This window comes from Streptosporangium sp. NPDC049644 (assembly GCF_040675205.1).
Taxonomy (GTDB): domain Bacteria; phylum Actinomycetota; class Actinomycetes; order Streptosporangiales; family Streptosporangiaceae; genus Streptosporangium; species Streptosporangium fukuiense.
Map to the genome: position 1 here is coordinate 15,860 of NZ_JBFAOJ010000090.1, position 22,282 is coordinate 38,141.

Annotated in this window: 24 protein-coding genes; 11 read left to right on the plus strand and 13 right to left on the minus strand. The window is 69.6% G+C overall.

The window, feature by feature from the left end:
* Positions 1-7 precede the first annotated feature (7 nt).
* The 5 genes from rsrA (at position 8) to AB0J58_RS34940 (ending at position 4,936) form a co-directional block, all read left to right on the plus strand.
* Positions 8-274, plus strand: coding sequence for a mycothiol system anti-sigma-R factor (rsrA, locus tag AB0J58_RS34920; RefSeq protein WP_030924877.1), 267 nt, complete (start codon positions 8-10; stop codon positions 272-274).
* Between the two features lie 200 nt (positions 275-474).
* Positions 475-1,419 (plus strand): NAD-dependent epimerase/dehydratase family protein, encoded by a 945-nt coding sequence (locus AB0J58_RS34925; protein WP_364223964.1) that lies wholly within the window; start codon positions 475-477, stop codon positions 1,417-1,419.
* Between the two features lie 511 nt (positions 1,420-1,930).
* A complete protein-coding gene (locus AB0J58_RS34930) occupies positions 1,931-3,286 on the plus strand; it encodes an HD-GYP domain-containing protein (protein WP_364158602.1) in 1,356 nt (451 codons plus the stop codon).
* Positions 3,283-4,563, plus strand: coding sequence for an HD domain-containing phosphohydrolase (locus AB0J58_RS34935; protein WP_364223966.1), 1,281 nt, complete (start codon positions 3,283-3,285; stop codon positions 4,561-4,563). The genes AB0J58_RS34930 and AB0J58_RS34935 overlap by 4 nt, the downstream gene beginning before the upstream one ends.
* 160 nt (positions 4,564-4,723) lie before the next feature.
* On the plus strand, positions 4,724-4,936 hold the full coding sequence (locus tag AB0J58_RS34940) for a biotin/lipoyl-binding carrier protein (RefSeq protein ID WP_157594786.1): 213 nt from the start codon (positions 4,724-4,726) through the stop codon (positions 4,934-4,936).
* Here AB0J58_RS34940 and AB0J58_RS34945 read toward each other — a convergent pair.
* Positions 4,926-5,330, minus strand: coding sequence for a hotdog domain-containing protein (locus AB0J58_RS34945; RefSeq protein WP_364223968.1), 405 nt, complete (start codon positions 5,328-5,330; stop codon positions 4,926-4,928). The two genes, AB0J58_RS34940 and AB0J58_RS34945, sit on opposite strands and share 11 nt — an antisense overlap.
* Here AB0J58_RS34945 and AB0J58_RS34950 point away from each other — a divergent pair.
* Both AB0J58_RS34950 and AB0J58_RS34955 read left to right on the plus strand, forming a co-directional pair.
* Entirely contained in the window at positions 5,329-5,538 is a 210-nt protein-coding gene (locus AB0J58_RS34950; RefSeq protein ID WP_343969275.1) for a hypothetical protein, read from the plus strand. The two genes, AB0J58_RS34945 and AB0J58_RS34950, sit on opposite strands and share 2 nt — an antisense overlap.
* 371 nt (positions 5,539-5,909) lie before the next feature.
* The gene (locus AB0J58_RS34955; RefSeq protein ID WP_364223970.1) at positions 5,910-7,562 is read left to right on the plus strand and encodes a protein kinase; all 1,653 of its coding nucleotides are present in this window, start codon (positions 5,910-5,912) and stop codon (positions 7,560-7,562) included.
* A gap of 165 nt (positions 7,563-7,727) precedes the next feature.
* Here AB0J58_RS34955 and AB0J58_RS34960 read toward each other — a convergent pair whose 3' ends face one another.
* The 5 genes from AB0J58_RS34960 to AB0J58_RS34980 form a co-directional block, all read right to left on the minus strand.
* A complete protein-coding gene (locus AB0J58_RS34960) occupies positions 7,728-9,380 on the minus strand; it encodes an acetolactate synthase (protein WP_364223972.1) in 1,653 nt (550 codons plus the stop codon).
* Positions 9,381-9,512: 132 nt separating this feature from the next.
* Positions 9,513-10,508 (minus strand): biotin synthase BioB, encoded by a 996-nt coding sequence (gene bioB, locus AB0J58_RS34965; protein WP_364223974.1) that lies wholly within the window; start codon positions 10,506-10,508, stop codon positions 9,513-9,515.
* Between the two features lie 101 nt (positions 10,509-10,609).
* Entirely contained in the window at positions 10,610-11,332 is a 723-nt protein-coding gene (bioD, locus tag AB0J58_RS34970) for a dethiobiotin synthase (RefSeq protein ID WP_364223976.1), read from the minus strand.
* Between the two features lie 19 nt (positions 11,333-11,351).
* A complete protein-coding gene (locus tag AB0J58_RS34975; RefSeq protein ID WP_030924850.1) occupies positions 11,352-12,071 on the minus strand; it encodes a GntR family transcriptional regulator in 720 nt (239 codons plus the stop codon).
* Entirely contained in the window at positions 12,068-13,228 is a 1,161-nt protein-coding gene (locus AB0J58_RS34980) for an 8-amino-7-oxononanoate synthase (RefSeq protein WP_364223978.1), read from the minus strand. Before AB0J58_RS34980 ends, AB0J58_RS34975 begins: the two co-directional genes overlap by 4 nt.
* Before the next feature lie 68 nt (positions 13,229-13,296).
* Between AB0J58_RS34980 and AB0J58_RS34985 the strand changes: the two genes are divergently transcribed.
* Positions 13,297-14,760 (plus strand): PAS domain-containing sensor histidine kinase, encoded by a 1,464-nt coding sequence (locus AB0J58_RS34985; RefSeq protein WP_364223980.1) that lies wholly within the window; start codon positions 13,297-13,299, stop codon positions 14,758-14,760.
* A gap of 373 nt (positions 14,761-15,133) precedes the next feature.
* Here the strand turns inward: AB0J58_RS34985 and AB0J58_RS34990 are convergent, their stop codons facing one another.
* The gene (locus AB0J58_RS34990; protein ID WP_343969249.1) at positions 15,134-15,388 is read right to left on the minus strand and encodes a WhiB family transcriptional regulator; all 255 of its coding nucleotides are present in this window, start codon (positions 15,386-15,388) and stop codon (positions 15,134-15,136) included.
* A gap of 279 nt (positions 15,389-15,667) precedes the next feature.
* Positions 15,668-16,627, minus strand: coding sequence for a diacylglycerol kinase family protein (locus AB0J58_RS34995; protein WP_364223982.1), 960 nt, complete (start codon positions 16,625-16,627; stop codon positions 15,668-15,670).
* 114 nt (positions 16,628-16,741) lie between these two features.
* Between AB0J58_RS34995 and AB0J58_RS35000 the strand changes: the two genes are divergently transcribed.
* Entirely contained in the window at positions 16,742-17,125 is a 384-nt protein-coding gene (locus AB0J58_RS35000; RefSeq protein ID WP_364158618.1) for a hypothetical protein, read from the plus strand.
* A 120-nt stretch (positions 17,126-17,245) separates the two neighbouring features.
* On the opposite strand, the gene AB0J58_RS35005 is transcribed toward AB0J58_RS35000, so the two are convergent.
* The 3 genes from AB0J58_RS35005 to sodN form a co-directional block, all read right to left on the minus strand.
* Complete coding sequence (locus tag AB0J58_RS35005; protein WP_030924834.1) at positions 17,246-18,046, minus strand: RNA polymerase sigma factor SigF; 801 nt, start codon at positions 18,044-18,046, stop codon at positions 17,246-17,248.
* Complete coding sequence (locus AB0J58_RS35010; RefSeq protein WP_037972535.1) at positions 18,043-18,435, minus strand: anti-sigma factor; 393 nt, start codon at positions 18,433-18,435, stop codon at positions 18,043-18,045. The genes AB0J58_RS35005 and AB0J58_RS35010 overlap by 4 nt, the downstream gene beginning before the upstream one ends.
* Before the next feature lie 627 nt (positions 18,436-19,062).
* Positions 19,063-19,464 carry a superoxide dismutase, Ni gene (gene sodN, locus AB0J58_RS35015; protein ID WP_030924829.1) on the minus strand — a complete coding sequence of 134 codons (402 nt, stop codon included), beginning with the start codon at positions 19,462-19,464 and terminating at the stop codon, positions 19,063-19,065.
* Positions 19,465-19,554: 90 nt separating this feature from the next.
* Between sodN and AB0J58_RS35020 the strand changes: the two genes are divergently transcribed.
* Positions 19,555-19,857 carry a S24 family peptidase gene (locus AB0J58_RS35020; protein ID WP_364223984.1) on the plus strand — a complete coding sequence of 101 codons (303 nt, stop codon included), beginning with the start codon at positions 19,555-19,557 and terminating at the stop codon, positions 19,855-19,857.
* Here the strand turns inward: AB0J58_RS35020 and AB0J58_RS35025 are convergent.
* Positions 19,827-20,357, minus strand: coding sequence for a CGNR zinc finger domain-containing protein (locus AB0J58_RS35025; protein WP_343969233.1), 531 nt, complete (start codon positions 20,355-20,357; stop codon positions 19,827-19,829). The genes AB0J58_RS35020 and AB0J58_RS35025 overlap by 31 nt on opposite strands.
* A gap of 278 nt (positions 20,358-20,635) precedes the next feature.
* Between AB0J58_RS35025 and AB0J58_RS35030 the strand changes: the two genes are divergently transcribed.
* On the plus strand, positions 20,636-21,829 hold the full coding sequence (locus AB0J58_RS35030; RefSeq protein ID WP_364223986.1) for an NADP-dependent malic enzyme: 1,194 nt from the start codon (positions 20,636-20,638) through the stop codon (positions 21,827-21,829).
* Here the strand turns inward: AB0J58_RS35030 and AB0J58_RS35035 are convergent.
* Positions 21,826-22,107: a hypothetical protein gene (locus AB0J58_RS35035; RefSeq protein ID WP_364223988.1), complete on the minus strand. Its 282-nt coding sequence runs from the start codon at positions 22,105-22,107 to the stop codon at positions 21,826-21,828. The genes AB0J58_RS35030 and AB0J58_RS35035 overlap by 4 nt on opposite strands.
* Positions 22,108-22,282: the final 175 nt, after the last annotated feature.

Below are 22,282 nucleotides of genomic sequence, written 5' to 3' on the forward strand. Positions count from 1 at the left end.
TGATCGCATGAGCTGTGGCGAGCACCACGACACCGACTGTCGTGAGGTCCTGGACAAGGTCTACACCTACCTGGACGGCGAGCTCGACGAGCGCAACTGCGCGGACATTCGCCAGCACCTGGACGAGTGCCACCCCTGCCTGGAGGAGTACGGCCTGGAACAGGTCGTCAAGCAACTCGTGGCCAAGCACTGCGGCTGCGACCAGGTTTCGGAAGACCTGCGTGCCAAGGTGCTCAGCCGGATCGACCAGGTACGCTCCGAACTCGCCCACTGACCTTTCCGGAGCTTCCGTACGGTCGTGGTCATCGCGTGTGCCGAGGGACTGCCGGGTCCACCCGGCAGGTGAACCGCTTCCCTGTTATGGTTCCTGGGTTCGAAACGGTCATGACCTGGCCGTCGGTTCCCTCGGTCCAGGGAACCGAGAAGCCGCTCCCCTCGTGGAGCCGAGGAGTCACACGACGATGGGGGTTGCTCATGCGCATACTCGTGACCGGTGGGGCGGGGTTCATCGGATCCACCCTCGTTGACCGGCTGCTGGCCGACGGGCACGAGGTCGCGGTGGTGGACGACCTGTCCGGTGGTGACCGCGGCAACCTGGTCCGCGCCGCGGAGAGTCCCCTGTTCGCCCTGCACGTGATGGACGTCCGGGACCCGGCCCTGATCGGCCTGGCGGCCGAGTGGAGACCCGAGGTCATCTGCCACCTCGCCGCGCAGATCAGCGTGCGCAAGAGCGTGGCCGACCCGGTGCACGACGCCAGGCTCAACGTCGAGGGCACCGTGTCGGTCCTGACGGCCGCCCACCACGGGGGCACCCGCAAGGTCGTCTTCGCCTCCTCGGTCGCGGTCTACGGCAGGCCGGAGGTCATCCCGGTCTCCGGTGGCGCGGCGACCGACCCGCGCTCTCCGTACGCGGCCTCCAAGCTCAGCGCGGAGACCTACCTGGCCACGTTCAAGGCGCTCCACGGCATCGACTACACCACGCTGGTGCTCGCCAACGTGTACGGCCCGCGCCAGTCGCCGGACGGCGAGGCGGGGGTGGTCGCCATCTTCACGGACGCGTTGCTCAACGGCACCCCCACGGTGGTGTACGGCGACGGCACCCAGACCCGCGACTACATCTTCGTCGACGACGTGGTCGACGGCTTCGCCCGCGCCTGTGGCGCAAAGGGCGGCGGCGGCCGTTTCAACCTGGGCACCGGAGTCGAGACCACCGACCGGAGGCTGCACTCGCTGGTCGCCGCGGCGGCGGGGGCCGCCGATGAGCCGGGTGCGGCCCCGGCGCGCCTGGGAGACCTCCCGGCCATGGCCGTCGATCCGGCCGACGCCTTCGACGAGCTCGGCTGGCGCCCCCAGACGGACCTGGCCACGGGCCTGAAGGCCACGGTCGACTGGGCGAGGGCCAGGATCACGAGCCTGTGATCCCACCAAGCACCCTCACCTCGTGAGACCGCACCGAACAGCCCCAGGACAGCGCCCCGGGGCTGTCCCTCAAGAATTTTCCCGAGGGACTCCCCGCGAGGCCGCGCTGGCGACTGAACCGAGGAGAAGGAGCGCACCGTCCACCCGCCCCAAGAATCACCCCGGGGACGTGCCCCACACCCTCCCCTGAGGGACTCCCCGTGAGGCCGCGCCGGCGACTGGACCGAGGAGAGGGAGGTCGTGAGGAACGAGCGGCCTTCCTCGACGAGGGAAGGAGCCGGACAAGAGCGGCCTCACCGCGACGCGTCAGCGTCGCCATAGGCAGGCCCGACAGTACGTGATTGACTGATTACGCTTTGCTTGCGATTGGCCGTCTCGCCCTCCTGATCTGGCTCGTTTCTGTAGCCTGAGTGCGAAATCGACGTGGAGGCAGCGCATGTTGAAGGAAACGGTCGGCCCGGCCCATCCCGGGATCTCCTGGACCTGAACGCGCGCCCTTCGGAGCCCTAGGGTGGCCGCTTTGCGTGGACTGCCGTGGTTTGCCAAGGTCTATCTGATCCTTGTCATCGGAGCCGCCTTCGTGCTGCTCGGATACAGCATGGCGGCGGACGCTCGTCTGGGTCGGCTCGACTGGTCCAACCTCATGGTGCTTGCCCTGCTGTTCCTGGTGTGCGAATCGGTGCCCACCCTGCTGCACGTCAGGCAGGCGGCGGTGTCGGTCAGCTTCTCCGCCGTGCTCGCCGCGGTGGTGCTGCTCGGCCCCGAGGGGGCGGCGCTGGTCGGCATGACCGCCATGTTCAGCGTGCGGCCCGGCCTGCCGCTGGTGAAGCGGTTGTTCAACAGCGCCCAGTTCGCCATCTGCGGCTACGTCGCGGGCCGGGTCTACGTGGCGCTCGGTGGCAGGGCCGAGGTGCCCACCATCGCCGGATTCGACGAGATCATCGTGCCGTTCGCGGGTGCGGCGGCCGTCTTCGTGCCCCTCAACTTCGTCCTGATCGCGTTCGTGCTGGCGTTCACGGGCCAGGCCCACCAGGTGCCGCTGCGGGGCGTGGCCCAGTTCATGGTCTCCTACTTCGGTTACGCCACTTTCGGCCTGCTGATCGCGGGGTTGTGGGCCACGGTCAACTCGATCTCCGCGGTGCTCGTGCTGCTCCCGCTCTTCGTGGCCCGCTGGGCCTTCGGCCAGTACCTCGCGCAGCAGCGCTCCTACGACGCCACGATCGCCGCGCTCTGCCAGGCGGTGGAGACCAAGGACTACTACACACGCGGCCACTGCACCCGCGTCTCCCTGGCCGCGGGAATGATCGCCGAGGAGATCGGCATGAGGTCCGAGCGGCTGCGCGCGATCCGCTACGCCGGGATGCTCCACGACGTGGGCAAGCTGGGCGTGCCGACCAAGGTGCTGCAGAAGGACGGCCCGCTCAGCGAGGAGGAGTTCGCGGCCATCCAGCTCCATCCGATGCGCGGGCTGGAGATCGTGCGCGGCATCGACTTCCTGGACGAGGCGTTCGCCGGGATCATGCACCATCACGAGCGGCAGGACGGCAAGGGCTACCCGATGGGGCTGGCGGGGGACGAGATCCCGGAGTTCGCCAGGATCATCGCGGTGGCCGACGCCTTCGACTCGATGACCTCGGACCGTTCCTACCGCAACGCCCGCTCGCGTGAGGTGGCCATGACCGAGCTGCGCAAGAACGCCGGCACCCAGTTCGACCCGGTGATGGTCGTGGCGTTCATCAAGGCGGTCGACCGTGACGGCTGGGAGCCGCCGCGCACCGTCGGCACGCCCCCGGCCGACGCGGCGGAGACCACCACGAAGGATCACGACGACCCGACCATGCCCATTCAGGTGGTGTCCGAGCGATGAACGGCTCCGGCGCCAACCGGGCTTTCCAGGCGCTCGACTCGGGTCAGCTGCTGCTGATCTGTGCGGCGGGCCTGCTGGCGGTGGCCGGGGTGGCCCACACGGCCGCGACAGGGCTGCTCGATCCCCGGATCGCCGTCGCCTTCGGCGCGTTGATCGCGGTGGGGGAGCTGGCCAGGCTGACCATGCCCGGCAACAGGGAGGTGGCACCGATCGGCGCGGCGGCCGCGCTCGGTTACACGCTCCTGCTGGACATGGGCGGTGTTCCCACCCGGCACTCGGCGCTCCAGGTCGTCGCGGTGCTCTCGGTCGGCATGGTCGCCGGGGCGCTGCCGCACCTCGCGGTGGGCCGCCCACCCCGTCTGGACGCGATGGCGCGCAGGCTGCTCACCGGCGCCCTGCTCGCGCTGGCCTACCGGCCGCTGGCAGGCCCGCTGTTCGACCTGGCCAGAGGCGATGAGAGCGGCTGGTGGCCCGCGCTCGGAGTGATGGCACTGTTCATCCTGCTCATGGTGGTGGCGGACGTGTTGCTGGCCGCCGCGCTCCGGGCCGAGCAGGTGCGTGCCGCCTTCAGGGTGGCCGTTCACGACGAACTGTGGATGGCGGCGCCGCTGGGAGTCGCCGTCGCGGCCTCGGGCATCCTGCTCGCGCTCGCCTCGCACAGCATGGACATGGCCGCGCTGCTGGTCTTCGCGGCGCCGTTGCTGGTCACCCAGGTCGCCTTCCGCAAGTACGCCGGGATCAGGGCCACCTATCTGCAGACCGTACGAGCGCTGTCGCGGGTCACCGAGGTCGGCGGCTATGTCGAGCCGGGGCACTCCCGCCGGGTGAGCCGCCTGGCGGTGGCGGTCGGGCGGGAGCTCGGCACGGCGGAGCCCGAGCTGCTGGAGCTCGAATACGCCGCGCTCATGCACGACATCGGTCAGCTGTCGCTGCGCGACCCGATTCCCGGCGGTGCCACGGTCCTCACCGACCCCGAGCAGGCGCGGCGCATCGCCGAGCTGGGCGCGGAGGTGATCAAGCAGACCGGGGTGCTGGACCGGGTGGCCGAGATCGTCCGTCGTCAGTGTGACACCTGCGCCGAGACGCCGCCCATGGCCAGCCGCATCATCAAGGCGGCCAACGCCTACGACGATCTCGTGGGTGGTTCCAGTGACCGCGATCGGGCAGGCGCCGCACTGGAGCGCCTCCGTCTCGGCGCGGGCAAGGAGTACGATCCGACGGTCGTCGAGGCGATGGCCAAAGTGATCGACAGGCTGGCCCCGATCCATCGGCTCTAGGCTTCCCCGCGGCTGAACGCCGGCTGCGGCTCTGCCTGGAGTTGCTGTAACGGCCTGGAGTCCGTCGACGGAAAGTACGACACAGGACTGGTGTCTCGGATGCGGGCGTGATCAGCTCTGTCTGGCAAAGTTGAAGAACGTTGAACGATGGGAGTTTCCGGTGGCTGAGATCCGCGCTGAGATGGTGGCGAACGTCTGGAAGGTCCTGGTGGCCGAGGGAGACACCGTCGAGGACGGCGACACCCTGCTCATTCTTGAGTCGATGAAGATGGAGATCCCGGTCCTCACCGAGGACGACGGCGTGATCGCCAAGTTGCAGGTCGCCGAGGGCGACGTCATCCAGGAGGGCGACCTGATCGCCGTTATCGAGTAGTTCCGCCCTCGTCCCCGGGAGCGAGGCGCGCGAGGAAGCGTTCGCGGTCGACGACGACGCGCTCGATGGTTCCGCTCGCGACGACGGCCTTCCGATCGCGGGCGGTGAAGCCGAAGACCAGGCGGCGGCCGTCGACCTCGGTGAGTTCGACGACGACCTCGATGTGCGTGCCGACCGGGCTGGCCGCCAGGTGCTCCAGAGCGACCCGGGTGCCGACGGAGGTCTGGCCGGGGGCCAGAGCCCCCGCGACCGCCTGGAGGGTCGCCTGTTCCGCGAGAGCCAGTACGCGGGGGGTGGCCAGCACGGGGACGTCCCCGCTGCCGACCTTCGCCGCGGTGTCCTCTCTCTCCACCATGGTGAGAAGCCGTGCCTGCAGACCGGGAGCGAGTGCCATGCGCGCCAGCATAGGCTCTGGTCCCGTGACCCCGTACTGCGACCACTGCGGCCGCCCGGAGGGCGAGGCCGACCACGCCGGGTGCCGGGCCGCGCGCGTGATGGAACCGCCCCGTTACTGTGCCCGCTGCCGCCGCCGGATGGTGGTGCAGGTGACCCCCGGCGGCTGGTCCGCGCGCTGCGCCGAGCACGGCGTGACAAGCGGCTGACGGTGAGCGGCATGCGGCCGGCTTTTCCACCCGAATGTGGTTCGGTGAAGTAGATGGCTTCGCCCCGGTTTACGCCTTATCTGGGTAGACCTGTAGGGTTTTACGGACTTTGCTGATGTGCTGTGGGTTGCCAGTGCGGTACCCGAGTTGACTGTTTCGGGTATGACGCCCGAGTTGCCCCGGGCGCAAGGGCCTGCAAGGTGTACAAGTACGCCCAAAAGTGCCGGATTTTGTGCGATGCTACGGCACGCGTCTTGTTTGCGAGCCATACGGCATGCAGGGTTTCGTTACAGCGCCGTGATGGTGCCGCGATGCGAATCCGCTTTGTTGGAGAGCCCTGGCGTAGGAGTGGAGAGGGTTACGGGGGAGTAATGGTGGCCCAAGGCACGACGCTGGCGGGGCGGTATCGCCTGAACACCCGCATCGGCGCCGGTGGTATGGGCGAGGTGTGGAAGGGCGAGGACATGGTCCTGGCCCGCACCGTCGCCGTCAAGGTGCTGCTTCCGGGCCGTACCGACGATCCGGGCTTCCTGGTTCGCTTCCAGGGTGAGGCCAGGGCGATGGCGACGATCAACCACCCCGGGGTCGTCGACGTGTACGACTACGGGGTTCACGAGGTGCCCGGCGCGGGGGCTACGGCGTACCTGGTGATGAAGTTCGTCGACGGCGAGCCGCTCGACCGCCTGCTCGGGCGGCTGCGACGCATCGCCCCCGGCGCCGCGATGGACCTCATCGCCCAGGCGGCCTCGGCGCTGCAGGCGGTCCACGACCAGGGCATCGTCCACCGGGACATCAAGCCGGGCAACCTGCTGGTGCGCTCGGACGGCACCCTGGTGCTCACCGACTTCGGCATCGCCAGGTCCGACACCGCCAGTCGGCTCACCGACGCGGGCATGGTGCTCGGCACCGCCGCCTACTGCGCGCCGGAGCAGGCGGAGGGCGCACCCGTCACCCCCGCGGTGGACATCTACGCGCTGGGCGTGGTGGCGTACGAGTGCCTGGCCGGGCAGCGCCCGTTCGACGGTGACACGCCGGTCACCATCGCGCTCAAGCACATCCGCGAGACGCCGCCGCCGCTGCCGCCGGACGTCCCGCCCGCGATCCGGGCACTTGTGGAGCGCTCCCTCGCCAAGGATCCGGCCCGGCGCTTCCCAAGCGCCGCCGCCATGAGCTCCGCCGCCAGGCAGACGGCCTTTGGCGCGGAGGGCGCCATCGCGCTGCCACCACAGCCGGGGGACGTCCCGGAGACCGGGTGGCAGGTGCAGGCACCCCAGCAGGGGTCGCAGGGACAGAGCGGCTGGCAGGGCCAGGGGGCGGCCATGCCGCAGACGGGCGGCTGGCAGGACGCGGTGCAACACCCCACCGTGTCGGCGCACGGGACGGGACCGGCCACCGAGACGGTCTCGCGGAACCGCGGCCGTCGCGCCGCGCAGAAGCAGGGGCGTAAGGGAGGGGTGATCGCGGCGTCGGTGGCGGCGGGCGCGATATGCGTCGGTCTCGTCACGGTGGCGATCAACGGGATGGCGGCCTCGGGGACGGCCCCCGAACCCGGCCTCGCGGGGCAGGTGGTGCCCACCGCCAGCGAGTCGCCGGCGCCGGTGAAGAAGGGGAATCGCAGGACGCCGTCGCCCACCCCGACGGTGACCCGCCAGGTCCCGAACGATCAGCCCACCCAGCGGGGCAACCAGGAGGACAGGCCGCGGACCCCCACCCCGGAGGTCACGAAGTCCCCGAGCCCCACTCCCACTCCCACCCCCAGTGCGACGCCGCTGCCGAAGAAGCGCGTTCCGGCCACCGTCGGGATGACACCGTCGGCGGCGGGGGCGGCGCTCAAGCAGGCGGGTTTCAAGGTGAAGCTCTCCTACAGCGCCGACGTCGACCACTCGCGCTGCGTCGCGGTCGTCGAGTCTCGTCCGGGCGAGGGAACGATGTGGGATCCGGCCAAGCCCGTGGAGATCATCGCGGTCAACGTCGACTGTCCGCCCACGCCCACCCCCACGCCCACCCCGACCCCCAAGCTCTAGGCGGGCGAGGTAACGGCACCTGTCCCTCAGGGAACCTTCTGGTCCCCCTCAGGGGCGGGCGGTGCCCCGCCGCGTCGTCGGTCACCGCGGCACGCCGCGGTGGCCTCCTCCGCCTTGCGAGGCACCAGCCGTCCGATCCTCGGCGCGACATCCGCCAGGCAGGGTCTAGACGCCCGTGGTCTGGCGAGGGTAGGCCACCGAGGGGTCGGTGGCGATGTTGACCATGTAGGGCACACCGGAGTCGAACGCGCGGCGCAGGGCCGGGCCGATCTGTGCGGGGTCGGTGACGAGCTCGCCGCCACCGCCGAGGGCGGTCACCACCTGGTCGTAGCGGCACTGCGGCTGGAGATCCGCGGCCACGTCGTAGCCGTAGAGCATCTGCATGGGATGCTTCTCCAGCCCCCACATGCCGTTGTTGCCGCAGATCATCACGACCGGCAGCCGGTGGCGCACCAGAGTGTCGACGTCCATCAGCGAGAAACCGGCCGCACCGTCGCCGAGCAACAGCACCACCTGTGAGGAGGGGCGGGCCACCCTGGCGGCGATGGCGTAACCCAGGCCCGTGCCCAGGCAGCCGTACGGACCCGGATCGAGCCAGTTGCCCGGCTGCTTCGGCTCGACGTACTTGCCCGCGTACGAGACGAAGTCACCGCCGTCACCGATCACCACGGCGTCGTCGGCGAGGAGCTTGCCCAGCTCGCCGTAGATCCGCATCGGGTGGATCGGGTCGGCCGCGGACTCAAGCAGGGCGGCGTCGGCGGCGATGGCGGCCGAGGCCGCCTCGGAGAGCCGGGTCACCCAGGGGGCGTGGTTCTTGGGGGACACGCCCGCTTCGGCGCAGGCCGTGCCGAGCCCCCAGAAGAGCAGTGAGAGGTCACCGGCGGCGGTGCCGACCGGGTCCATGTGCGTGGCCAGCTGCGACGGCGCGTCGGCCAGGTGCACGACCTTGGCGAGCGGAGCGCCGTCCTTGCCGCCGAACCAGCCGTAGCCGAGGCGGAAGTCGATCGGGGTGCCCGCCACGATCACCAGGTCCGCTTGGGAGAACGCCATTCCTCTGGCCCGGGTGACCAGCAGTTCGTGGCCGGCGGGCAGGATGCCGCGGCCCTGGCCGTTGGGGATGACCGGCAGCCGGTATTCCTCGGCGAAGCCCCTGGCGACCTCCTCGGCACGGTCCATCCACACATCGGAACCGAGCACCAGCACCGGGCGCTGGGCCTCGGCGATCAGGCGGGCGATCGCGGCCAGCGCGTCGGGGTCGGGCTCCAGCGGCGACGGGGTCAGCGTCTCGGGGGCCTCTTCGAGCGGAGGCGCGGCCGAGAAGAGGTGGTCCATGTGGAAGTCGAGGAAGACGGGGCCGCGGTGCGGGGCGAGGGCGGTGCGGAAGGCCATCTCCACGTCCTGAGCGACGGAGTCGGCGCCAGAGCCGGTGAAGGCCAGCTTGGTGATCGGCGCGAACAACGGCGGGTGGTCGATCTCCTGCAGCGCGCCCGAACCCCACCGGGACTGGGGGGCACGGCCTCCCATGACCACGAGGGGTGAGCCGTTGAAGTGCGCGGTGGCCACTCCACTGACGCCGTTGGTGATGCCGGGTCCCGCGGTGAGCACGGCCAGCCCGGGTTTACGGGTGAGCCGCGCGGTCGCCTCGGCGGCGAAGACCGCGCTCTGCTCGTGGCGGACGTCCAGGATGGGCATCCCCTCGTGGACCGCGCCGTCGTAGAGCGGGAAGACATGCCCACCGGACAGGGTGAACATGGTCTCGATGCCGTATGCCTTGGAGATGGCGACCGCGATGTCACCTGCGTGCTTCGGAGACTCCATATCGCGCAACCTACCAGTCAGTCACTTAGCCGAACAGGGATTGTTCTCCCTGCCCAGATCCCCTCGCCTAATGCGGGCGGCACATATGGCATCCGGCCGGAGATAAGGGGCCGTCATTCGTCGGCGGGAGGCTCAGAGAGTGTCGGAGAGCGCCTTAATGGGCATCTTCAGGTCCGCCAGCAGGCCGAGGTCGGCCTCGGCCCTGCGACCCAGGGTGGTCAGGTAGTTCCCCACGATGATCGCGTTGATGCCGCCGAGCATGCCGTCGCGGGTGCCCAGGTCGCCCAGGGTCAGCTCGCGGCCGCCCGCGTAGCGCAGGATCGTGCGGGGCAGCGCGAGCCTGAAGGTGGCGATCGTCCGGAGCGCCTCGGACCCCTCCAGCAGCGGGAAGGACTCGAAGGGCGTGCCGGGGCGCGGGTTGAGGAAGTTCAGCGGGACCTCGTCGGGCGCTAGCTCGCCCAGCTGCCCGGCGAACTCGGCCCGCTGCTCCCGCGTCTCACCCATGCCCACGATGCCGCCGCAGCACAGTTCCATGCCGGCCTCGCGCACCATCAGGCAGGTGTCCCAGCGCTCCTGCCAGGTGTGGGTGGTGACGACCTTCCCGAAGTGGGACCTCGCGGTCTCCAGGTTGTGGTTGTAGCGGTGCACGCCCATCTGGGCCAGCTCGTCGACCTGAGCCTGGGTGAGCATGCCCAGCGAGCACGCGACGTTGATGTCCACCGCCTCGCGGATCGCCTTCACGCCCTGGCGGACCTGATCCATCAGGCGCTGGTCGGGTCCCCGTACGGCGGCCACGATGCAGAACTCGGTGGCCCCGGTCGCGGCGGTCTCCCTGGCGGCCTCGACCAGTGAGGGGATGTCCAGCCAGACGGCGCGGACCGGGGAGGAGAACTGCCCCGACTGCGAGCAGAAGTGGCAGTCCTCGGGGCAGCCGCCGGTCTTGAGGGAGACGATCCCCTCGACCTCCACCTCGGGACCGCACCACTTCAGCCGCACCTCGTGGGCCAGGGCCAGCAGCTCGGCCAGGCGGTCGTCCGGCAGCTCCAGGCAGCGCAGGGCCTGTGCGGCGTCGAGACCGCGGCCTTCTTCCAGCACCTGCGTCCTGGCGATCTCGAGGATGTCGCTCATGAATACCTCCAGCGTGGAGATCCCGGGTGCCGGCCCCGGGAAAGGGGGACTCCCGGTTTCCACCGGGGAGGACGTCGAGCGGTTCGGATCCGCGGCCGTGGCTACGGGGAAAGCCTAAGGGTGGTGCGGAAGGCGGCGGGGTCGAAGCCACCGCCCAGCGCCGGCCCCAGCCCGGCGCGGGCGGCGCGGGCGAAGGCGTCACGCCCCAGCAGCCCGGCGCCCTCGGGGAGGGCGCCCGCCAGCGGCCGGGCGGCCAGCATCTCCAGATCCGCGACGTTGCTCCGCTCGGCAACACCGGGCTCGGCCGGCCAGGAGCCGATCACCACCCCGGTCGGCTCCAGCCCCCGGTGGGCCATCGCCTCCAGCGTCAGCGCGGTGTGGTTGAGCGTGCCCAGCCCGGCCCTGGTCACCAGGAGCACCGGCGCCGAGAGCGCCCTGGCCAGGTCGGCCAGGGTCGCGCCCTCCTCGTCGAAACGGACGAGGAGCCCGCCCGCCCCCTCGACGATCACCAGCCGGTGTGAGTCGGCCAGCTCGCCGACCCGGTCCGCCACCCGGGCGAGGGAGACCGGCGGCAGACCGGCCAGGCGCGCCGCCGCCGCGGGGGACAGCGCGGCGGGGTACCTGGCCGACTCGAAGGTCGTCCGTACCCCGGACAGCCGGATGATGTCGTCCACGTCGCCGGGTTCGGTGTCCGACACTCCGGTCTGCGCGGGTTTCAGCACGGCCACGGAGGAGCCCCGCTCCCTGGCGAGCGAGGCCACCGCCGCGGTGACGACTGTCTTTCCCACCCCGGTGTCGGTCCCGGTGACCACGAGAATGCTCACCTGTCCCAGCTTAGGTGGGTCAGGGACGACGCAGCCGGGTGACGAACTTGTAGCGGTCGCCCCGGTACAGGGACTGCGCCCATTCGACCGGGTTGCCGTCCGCGTCGAAGGCGTGCCTGGTGAGCAGGAGCAGCGGCAGGCCCGCGTCGACGCCGAGCACCTGCGCGTCGTACGGGGTGGCCAGCACGGTCTCGATGATCTCCTCGGCGTCGGTCAGCCGCACGTTGTACGCGTTGTACAGCGTCTCGTACAGCGAGGAGTGCATCTCCAGCTCCCGCCGCAGGCGGGGGAAGCGCCGGGCCGACAGGTGGGTGGTGTCGATCGACATCGGCTCGCCGCTGGCCAGGCGTAACCGGTGAATGCGCAGCACGCGGCCGCCGGCGTTGATGGCCAGGCGGCGGGCCAGCTGCTCGTCGGCGGTGACGTAGCTGATGTCAAGGATCTTGGTGTCGGGTTCGAGGCCGACGGTCCGCAGATCCCCGGTGTAGGAGGTCAGCTGGAGGACCTGGGCGACCTTGGGCTGTGCGACGAACGTCCCCTTGCCCTGGATGCGCACCAGGCGGCCCTCGACCACGAGCTCGGACAGGGCCTGGCGCACCGTGGTGCGCGACGTCTCGAAGCGGACCGCGAGGGCTCGCTCGGGGGGCAGGGCGCTGCCCGCGGGCAGGCTCTTGGTGAGGGTGAGCAGGCTGCGCTTGACGTCGTAGTATTTCGGGATTCTCGGGGAGTCGTCGCTCACATGGTCACCTTCATCTCGGCCACGGCGGTGAGTGCACCCCTGATCACCGCTAGATCGTCGGAACTCAGATTGGCCCGTGCCGTCAAGCGCAGGCAAGAGCGGCCGACCGGCACCGAGGGCGGCCGGAAGCATCCGGCGCGCACCCCGTGTTCCGCACAGATGAGGGCGGCCCGAAGTGCGATCTCGGGTGGGCCGAGCACGACGGGGACGACCGCACCCGCTGGATCGCCGCTCTCCAGGCCGAGATCGCGGGCCATAGCGGCCAGCTCCCTCGCCATGGTTCGCACGCGTCCGGGCAGTTCGGGCTGATGGTGAAGGATATCGACAGCGGCGAGTGCCGCGGCCACGCTGCCGGGTGCCAGCCCGGTGTCGAAGATGAACGACCGGCCCGTGTCCACAAGGGTTTGGATCACCTCGGGCGTGCCCAGTACGGCTCCGCCCTGGGAGCCCAGGGACTTGGACAGTGTGATCGTTCTCACAATGCCCGGTTCGGCCGCCAGCCCCGCGGCGTGCACGGCGCCCTGCCCGCGCGGCCCGACGACCCCGATCGCGTGGGCCTCGTCGACGACCAGCAGCGCACCCTGCCGCACCGTCGCCGCGTACAGCTCCGCGAGCGGGGCCAGATCGCCGTCCACGGAGAAGACCGCGTCCGTGACCACGATCGCGTGCTCCTCCTCCCGGCAGGCCAGCGCCCTCTCCACGGCGGCGACGTCCAGGTGTGGGGTGACCACGACCCGCGAGCGCGACAGCCGGCAGGCGTCCACTATCGACGCGTGGTTGCCCGCCTCGGAGACCACCAGGGCGCCCCTGCCCAGAGCCGCGACGGCGGCCAGGTTGGCCAGGTAGCCGGAGGAGAACACCAGGGCGCCCTCCGCGCCGGTGAAGGCGCACAGCCGTGCCTCCAGGCGCGCGTGCAGGGTCGTGGAGCCGGTGACCAGGCGGGAACCCGTGGAGCCGGTACCCCAGGTGCGTGTCGCCGCCACGGCCGCCTCGGCCAGCCGCTCGTCCCTGGCCAGGCCGAGGTAGTCGTTGGAGGCCAGATCGACGAGGCCGTCGTCGTCCGGTGTGCGGGCGCGCAGGGTCCGCCGCAGCCCCGCGGCCTCCCTCGTGGCCGCCGCCGCGCGGAACCGGACCAGCGGATCAGGGATCTGCTCCATAAGCGGCATCTTTTCAGCAGGACTCACCCGATTCGCGTTCGGGCCTGGAAAGAACGCATGATGCACGGGTGCCGACTCTAAGCGACCTGGCGGTTCGTCACACCGCGCTCGACGATGCGGACCTTGAGTGGATGCACTCGCTGGTCTCCGACTGGCAGCTCCTCGCGGACCTGTCCTTTGCCGACCTGATCCTGTGGATCCCGCTGAAGGACGGCTCCGGCTGGGTCGCGATCGCGCAGATGCGGCCCACCACCGGGCCGACCGTCTATCACGACGACATCGTGGGCATGATCGCGGCGAAGGGCGAACGGCCGCTGCTGGAGACGGCCTGGAACGAGCGGCGTATCTGCCGTGAGGGTGATCCGGACTGGTCGAGCGGGGTGCCGGTGCGCGAGGAGACCATTCCCGTGCGGCGGGCCGACCACTTCCTGGGCGTCATCCAGCGCTCGACGAACCTGTCCTCCGCGCGGACCCCCTCCAGACTGGAGCTGACGTACCTGCAGAGCGCCTCCGACCTGGCCCAGATGGTGGCCGAGGGCCGCTTCCCGTTCTCCGGCGCGGAGCCGATCCTGGTCCGCTCCCCGCGCGTGGGCGACGGGCTGCTCCGGCTCGATCGGGCGGGCCGGGTCACGTACGCCTCGCCGAACGCGCTGTCGGCCTACCGGAGGCTGGGCCTCACCGCCGACCTGGTCGGTGCGGAGCTGGGCCGTACGACCGCCACGCTCTGTTACTCCGACGAGCCCATCAACGAGAACCTGATGATCGTCGCGAGTGGGCGAGAGCCCAGGGAGACGGAGGTGGAGTCGGGCGGCACCGTCGTGCAGCTGCGGGCGATCCCGCTGATCGTCGGTGGCGGGAGGATCGGCGCCCTGGTGCTCATCAGGGATGTGACCGAGCTGCGCCGCCGCGAGCGAGAGCTGATGACCAAGGACGCCACCATCAGGGAGATCCACCACCGGGTGAAGAACAACCTGCAGACGGTGGCCGCGCTGCTGCGGCTCCAGGCCAGGCGGCTGCGGCTGCCGGAGGGCAGGGAGGCGCTGGAGGAGGCGGTACGCAGGGTCGGGTCGATCGCGATCGTGCACGAGACGCTCTCCCACACGCCCGAGGAGCAGGTGGACTTCGACGACATCGCCGACAGGGTGATCGCGATGACGGGAGAGGTCGCTGCCCCGGAGACGCAGGTCGTGCCGCGCCGGGTCGGGAGCTTCGGGGTGCTGCGCTCGGAGATCGCGACGCCGCTGGCGATGGTCCTCACGGAGCTGCTGCAGAACGCGGTCCAGCACGGGCTGGCGCAGCGTCAGGGTAAGCTCCAGGTGATCGTGTCACGCGGGGGCGAGCGGTTGGACGTGATCGTGTCCGACAACGGCAGCGGGCTGCCGGAGGACTTCGACCTGGACCAGACCACCAGTCTGGGGTTGCAGATCGTACGGACCCTGGTGGTGGGAGAGCTGTCCGGGCGGCTGGCCATCGAACCGCGACAGGGCGGCGGCACCGAGGTGAGCCTGAGCATCCCCCTCCCCGCTGCCTAGGCGGCAGGACAGGGGAATAGCATCAGTTCAAGACCTCACAGCGAGGCCGCATCAGGAGCGGAGCATCCTTACCGCAACGCGCGGCGTCGCCGTTGACGCGACGCGAAACGGAACGAAGAGATAGGCAACCAGGTCAGCGCGCTTCACCACAGCGCCAGTCGGTGACCGATCAGATGCCACCTTGGGACGTGCCCATGCCCTGGCCCGAGGGGACTACCGTGAGGCCGCGCCGGGGACTGGACTGAGGAGTGAAGGAGCGAAGCGGATGAACGACGAGGGAAGGAGCCGGGTAAGAGCGGCATCACCGCGACGCGTTAGCGTCGCCATCGGCACGCGGCCGAACCGCGACGCGTTAGCGTCGCAGTCAGCACTGTCAGACACCACTGCGGGCGCGGGCTCGGGCCGTACGGCGCTTGAAGGCGCGTCGCTCGTCCTCGCTCAGGCCGCCCCAGACGCCGGCGTCCTGCCCGGATTCCAGCGCCCACTTCAGGCATGCTTCACTGATGGTGCAAGTACGGCAGACCTGCTTCGCTTCTTCGATCTGCATCAGGGCGGGGCCGGTGTTGCCGATCGGGAAGAACAGCTCGGGGTCCACGTCACGGCAGGCAGCTCGGTGGCGCCAGTCCATGCGTCCACTCCTTAGTAAAGAGGAGCCCTTACGCGCTCCAACGGCTCACTTTGTGAAGAGTTTCACTAACCAGCGCGAACAACTCCCCGATCCGTGGTTCGGCTCGGGGCACGTCCGCTTGATCGCCGATGGCCTGGGAGCGGGGTGCCGCTCAAAGGTCCTACGTTCCGACGTCAATCTCGAGATTGTCAGCCACGCTCAGTACACGCAAGAGGTTTGGGAGAAGGTTTTGCCTGAAATGGATGTCGGATGCGTCACACAATGACGCGACGTAACGGGTTAGACCAAGACTCGTAACGCGTTAGGGATAGAACGGAACGTTATTCGCTCAACTTCCCCCAGGTAGTCCCCGTCCAGCTGAAACGCCACGGGCCGCTCGGCACTCAGCGTGAACTCTCCCTCGTCGTGGAGCTGTACCAGGTGACGGCCGGTGGGCAGAGTGTCGCGGGCACCGATGATCTGAGGTATCAGCTGGAGCATGCTCGGCAGGCCCAGGCGCTGCAGTCCCAGCAGGTCAAGGCCGGTCTCGAAGCTCGCCCACGGGGTCGGTGAGACCGGCCGCGGGCCGATGTACGTCCAGGGCGAGGTGTTGGAGACGACGGCCATGTAGATGCCGCCGGTCGGCGGCACCTCCGGCCCCTCGACGGTCATCGAAGGATGGCGCTTGTCCGTCGACAGGTAGTGGTGTAATGCGGTGTTCACGTAGCGCGCGGGCGTGGCCTTGCGGCCGGTGCCCCTCATCCCCTCGACCGCCCTGACCACCTCGGCGTCGTACCCCAGGCCACTACAGAACGTGAAATATCTAGTCTGGCCATCCCAGATCGCCTGACCGAGGCCGACGATCCGCTGGCGGCCGTCCCGGAGCGCCTCCAGGATCGCCCCCACCGCCTCGACCGGGCTGTTCGGCAGGCCGAGGGCCCTGACGAACACGTTGGCGCTGCCGCCGGGGATGGCCAGCAGTGCCGGCCGGTCGGCCGAGCTGCCCTCGTCGCCTCCCTTTCCGTCCACCGGGTCGAGCAGGCCGTTCACCGCCTCGTTGATGGTGCCGTCACCGCCCAGGACGGCCAGCACGTCGTAACCGGAGGCGTGGGCCTTGCGGGAGAGCTGCGTCGCGTGTCCCCGGTAGCCGGTCTCCTCGACGGTCAGGTTCATCGTCGCGCTCAGCGCCCTGATGAGCACATCCCTGGTCCGCTGGTTGGTCGTCGTCGCCTTCGGGTTCACCAGGAGCATCGCGCGCATAATCTCAGCGTATCCGCCGAGCCCCGAACTTCCGTCGAAACCCGACCTTCCGTCAAGGTCCAAGCCAAGACGGCAAAGAACGGTGCGGTACCCTCCGGCGATAGGGTTGACACCGTGTCGAACCGTCCGATGACCCTCACCGTCGCCGCCGCCGTCATGGCGGTGGAAGGCGCCACCGCTCTGCTCCTCGGCGGCTACGTCGGAGTGGAGACCGTGATCGGCCAGCCGTCCGACCTGACGACCTCGATCGCCGTCGCGGTGTCCGGGATCATCATCGGCGCGGCTCTGCTCTGGGTCGGGTGGGGAATGATCCTCACCGAGCGGTGGGCCAGGAGTCCGGGTGTGCTGACACAGATCTTCGCCACCCCGATCTCGATCACGCTGATCCAGTCCGACCAACTGGTGATCGGCATCTCGCTGATCACCCTGGCGGTGATCGGACTGGTCACGCTACTGTCTCCGCCGACGACGCACGCCCTCTACGGGGACCAGGAGTAGGCACTCACGGGACTGGTCAGGCGGGGCCTCGCCGCGCCACCGGCCACCGCGGTTCCCCCCGCTGCCCTGTAAGGCACCGCCTGACCGCCCCTCGTCGCGGCAGGACCTGCCAGGCAGGCCCTAGTCGTCCACGGTCAGGCCCTCGCGGAGCTGCGCGAGTGTCCTGGCGAGCAACCGGGACACGTGCATCTGCGAGATGCCGAGCTCGGTGGCGATCTGGGACTGTGTCATGTTGCCGAAGAAACGCAGCAGCAGGATTCGCTTCTCGCGCGGAGGCAGCCGCTCCAGCAGGGGCTTGAGCGACTCACGGTACTCGACGCCCTCGAGGGAGTCGTCCACGATGCCCAGGGAGTCGGCCACCGCCGGTGCGTCGTCGTCGCCGGAGTCGGGCGCGTCGAGGGAGACCGTGGAATAGGCGTTGGCCGACTCCAGCCCTTCGAGCACCTCCTCCTCGCTCATCTTCAGGAACGTGGCCAGCTCGGCCACGGTCGGCGCGCGCCCCTCCCGCTGGGAGAGCTCGCTGATCGCCTTGGTGAGCGAGAGCTTCAGCTCCTGAAGCCGGCGCGGTACGCGGACCGCCCAGCCCTTGTCACGGAAGTGACGTTTGATCTCGCCGACGATCGTCGGGGTGGCGTAGGTGGAGAACTCCACGCCGCGGCCGAGATCGAAGCGGTCGATCGACTTGATCAGGCCGATGGTCGCGACCTGTGTGAGGTCGTCCAGCCACTCGCCCCGGTTGCGGAACCGGCGGGCGAGATATTCGACGAGGGGCAGGTGGAGCTCGACGAGCTCGTCACGGATGCGCTGGCGCCGGGGGTCGTCGGAGGTCAACTCCACCAGCTCCGCGAAGAGCAGGCGCGCACGCACCCGGTCGGGCACCGCGTGGTCGCTGGCGGCCATGGCACGAGTCCTTTCCGTCACGCCGGCCTCGCCGCGCCTCGGCGCTTGCGGAGGACGATCGCCATACGGTCGGGGGAGTCGGTTACGGCATCCACATCATCAGCCAGGGCGGTGAGCACCATCCACGCGAAATCGTCGCGCTTCGGGGGGGTGCTTCCCACCGTGCTGACCTCGACCCGCACCTTCATCAACTGCCCGGTGAGTTCGAACTCGGCGGTCAGATCGGTGCCGGGGACGGCCTGGGTCAGCAGCATCGCACACGCCTCGTCGACCGCGATCCGTAGATCCTCGATCTCGTCCAGCGTGAAGTCCAGCCGTACGGCAAGTGCGGCTGTCGCCGTACGCAGCACGGACAGATAAGCACTCGTCGCCGGCAGCCGGACGCTCACCACGTCACGGATCCCGCCCATGCCGACTGCGGGCGCCTCGGTGTGTTCGGTCACGTTCCTCCTCGCAGAGTCGCTGACTGCAACCTACAGCCCTGAGACGGTGGTTGGCCCATTTGGACTCGCGATCGGGGCGATTTGACTGTATTGATTACGAATCTATGGCGGCCCTACGGCGACGCTGACGCGTCGCGGTTCGGGCCTGCATATGGCGACGCTGACGCGTCGCGGTGAGGCCGCTCTTGCCCGGCTCCTTCCCTCGTCGAGGAAGGCCGCTCGTTCCTCGCGACCTTCCTCTCCTCAGTCCAGTCGCCGGCGCGGCCTCACGGGGAGTCCCTCAGAGGCAGATTACGGGCACGTCCCCAAGAGGTGCTTTTCGGGGCGAGGTGGCGGCACATGCCTGGGGCTCTCCGGTCCGGATCAAGGGGTGCCCGGGAACTCCTTGATCCGGATTGCCGGCGCGGCCTCGCGAGTTGCCGACGACGCTGGGCGTCGCGGTGAGGCCGCTCAGACCCGGGTCCTTACCTCGTTGACCGGATTCGCTCGTTCCTCGCGACCCCGCTCTCCTCGGTCCAGTCCCCGGCGCGGCCTCACAGCCCCGTTTTCCTCAGTCCGGCCGCCTGCGCTTCCTCACGGCTGGTCGTGAGGGTTTTAGGCGGCCTTGGTCTCCCAGAAGATCTTGGAGATCTCGTCGATCTTGCCCAGCAACTCGTCGGCCTTGGCGACGTCGACGGTGCCCTTGCCGCCGGCCGCGCCCGCGAGCTTGGTGGCCTCCCAGAACAGCTGGTGCAGCTGCGGGTAGGTCTCCAGGTGCGGAGGCTTGAAGTAGTCGGTCCACAGCACCCACAGGTGGTGCTTGACCAGCTCGGCCCGCTCCTCCTTGATGGTGAGCGCACGGGAGCGGAACACCGGGTCCTCGTTTCCGGCGTACTTCTCCATGATGGCCTTGACGGACTCGGCCTCGATGCGGGCCTGGGCCGGGTCGTACACGCCGCAGGGCAGGTCGCAGTGCGCCGACGCGATGTTCCTGGGGCGCAGAAGTCGTGCGAGCATCGGAAATCCTTCCTTGATGCCATGTTCAGAATGGTCCGGTTAACGACCTTACTCGTCTCTGAATGCCCGTGTGGGAGGGGGTTACGCTCGATGAGAGTACGTGTCGCGGGGGACTCGATGCTGCCCGCGCTGCGGTCCGGCGACTGGCTCTGGGTACGGCGCGGAGCGGCGGTGCGGCCCGGCGACCTGGTCGTCGCCCGGCTGCCGTCCGACCCCGCCGTGCTCATCGTCAAACGCGCGGTCTGGAAGGCGGACGGCGGCTGGTGGCTGGAGAGCGACAACCAGCGTGCTCCCGGCAGGCGTGACAGCTGGGACTTCGGAGCGCTGCCCCCGTCGTCGATCGTCGGCCGGGTGGTGCTGCGCTACTGGCCGACCTTCTGGCGGGCCCGGTAGGCGGCGACGTTGGCACGGCTGGCGCACCGCTCCGAGCAGTACCGGCGCGACCGGTTGGAGGAGGTGTCGAGGTAGGCCCTGCGGCAGGGCGGCGCCTGGCAGAGGCCGAGCCGGTCGACGCCGAGATCGGTGATCATGGTGGCGAGCCCCATCACCGCTCCCACCGCGTACTGGTCGGCCATCCGGCCGCCCTCGGTGAGGTGCAGATGCCAGCGCTCGCCGTCGTGCCCGGAGATCTGCGGCTGGACCGGGTGGTGGATCAGCAGCGAGTTGAGCCGGTCGACCACCGCCTCCTCGTCGCCCGCCTCGGCGGTCTCGAACACGATCATCAACTCTTCGCGCAGGTCACGCAGGGCCTCCAGGTCGCTTCTGGTGATGCGACAGCCGGGCCGGTAGCGACCGCCCTCTTCCAGGAGCGCGCGCAGCCCTTCGAGACCGGTCAGCCGGTCGGGGCTGTTGATCAGTAGTACGGCCAGCTCCGCGTAGGAGGTCAGGTCCATCTGGGGATCCGTCAATGTAAGAGGTGGCATGGACTTCGAGTATTACACGGTGTGGTGAGGTTAACACCGGGACGACGAAAGTATGGGGTACCCGCCCGTGGTGACAGTCTCAACATGTGGCACAATCGAGCGACGGGTGACCCCCGGACCCTCCAGGCGACCGTGCTCAGTGAAGTAGGCCCCGAGCGGCTACAGAAGCCGGGGACAGGCTTTCCACGGCCGCCTCAGAAGGAACTATCCGTCTGCCTGACTGAACTACAGGGGTCGCTGTGGCCACCATGCCATCTTCCATCTCTCTCGAAGCCCTCGAAGCCCTGGATCTGGATCCGGCCTTCGCCCTGCACCGCGGGGGCAAGCTGGAGGTCCGTTCCACGGTCCCGGTCCGCAACGCCGACGACCTGGCACTCGCCTACACGCCTGGCGTGGCCAGGGTCTGCAGCGCGATCGCCGAGAAGCCCGAACTCGCCAAGGACTACACCTGGATCTCCAACGTGGTCGCCGTCGTCTCCGACGGCACCGCGGTGCTCGGCCTCGGAGACATCGGGCCTGCCGCCGCCATGCCGGTCATGGAGGGCAAGGCCCTGCTGTTCAAGCAGTTCGCGAATGTCGACGCGGTGCCCATCTGCCTGGACTGCACCGACGTGGACGAACTGGTCGAGACGGTCGTCCGGCTCGCCCCCTCCTTCGGGGGGATCAACCTCGAGGACATCAGCGCTCCTCGCTGTTTCGAGGTCGAGGCGCGTCTCCGCGAGATCCTCGACATCCCCGTCTTCCATGACGACCAGCACGGCACCGCGATCGTCGCGCTGGCCGCGCTGAAGAACGCGGCGCGGCTGACCGGTCGCTCGCTGGGCGATCTGCGGGCCGTGGTCGCCGGTGCCGGCGCCTCCGGGATCGCGGTCAGCCGGATCCTGCTCAACGCGGGCATCGGTGACATCGCGGTGGCCGACTCCAAGGGGGTCATCCACCAGGGCCGCGACGGTCTCAACCCGGTGAAGGAGGCCCTGGCCCGCGACAGCAACAGGGCCGGCCTGCACGGTTCCACCGAGCAGGCGCTGGCCGGGGCCGACGTGTTCATCGGGCTGTCGGGCTCGACGGTCTCGGAGGAGGCCATCGCGTCGATGGCCTCCGGTTCGATCGTCTTCGCGCTGTCCAACCCGACGCCCGAGGTGCGGCCGGAGGTCGCGCGCAAGTACGCGCAGGTGGTCGCGACCGGCCGTTCCGACTTCCCCAACCAGATCAACAACGTGCTGGCCTTCCCGGGCGTCTTCCGCGGGGCGCTCGACGTCCGCGCCACCACGATCACCGAGAACATGAAGGTCGCCGCCGCCGAGGCGCTGGCCGGGGTGGTCGGGGACGACGATCTGTCGGCCGACTACGTGATCCCCAGCCCGTTCGACGAGCGCGTCGCCCCGGCGGTCATCGCCGCCGTCTCCGAGCAGGCCCGTGCCGACGGGGTCGCCCGTCTCTAGATCGCGACAGCCCAGGCGGCACGGCAGGCGAACCCGCCGGCCGGCCGGTGCACGATCACGCCCACCAGGCGCCCGACCGAACGCCCCTCGCCAGACCGGCGGGGGCGTTCCTGGTTTCCAGGACCGCCGGTGTCCGCCGCGCGTCGTGTCATGGAGAGTGCTTCCGGCACCTGTGCTCGCAGGGGGCCGGAACGCGGGTACGAACGGATCGCGTACGCCGCCTGCCTGTCGGAGCGGGAGAGGAACGCCTGGTCGTCTCCGAGGGCCCGCCGCCGCATCGGGCCCGATGGCGGAGACCGGGGCCTCCACCACGCGGGGTGAAGGTGGAACGGCGCCGGGGGCCTTCACCGGTGGGAATCCGGTGGGAATGGCCGAAGGGGCCCGGCTGGTGCCGGACCCCTTCGGATGAAGCTGGTGGTGCAGGTGAGCCTGGAGGTTTGGACGCTCAGGCTC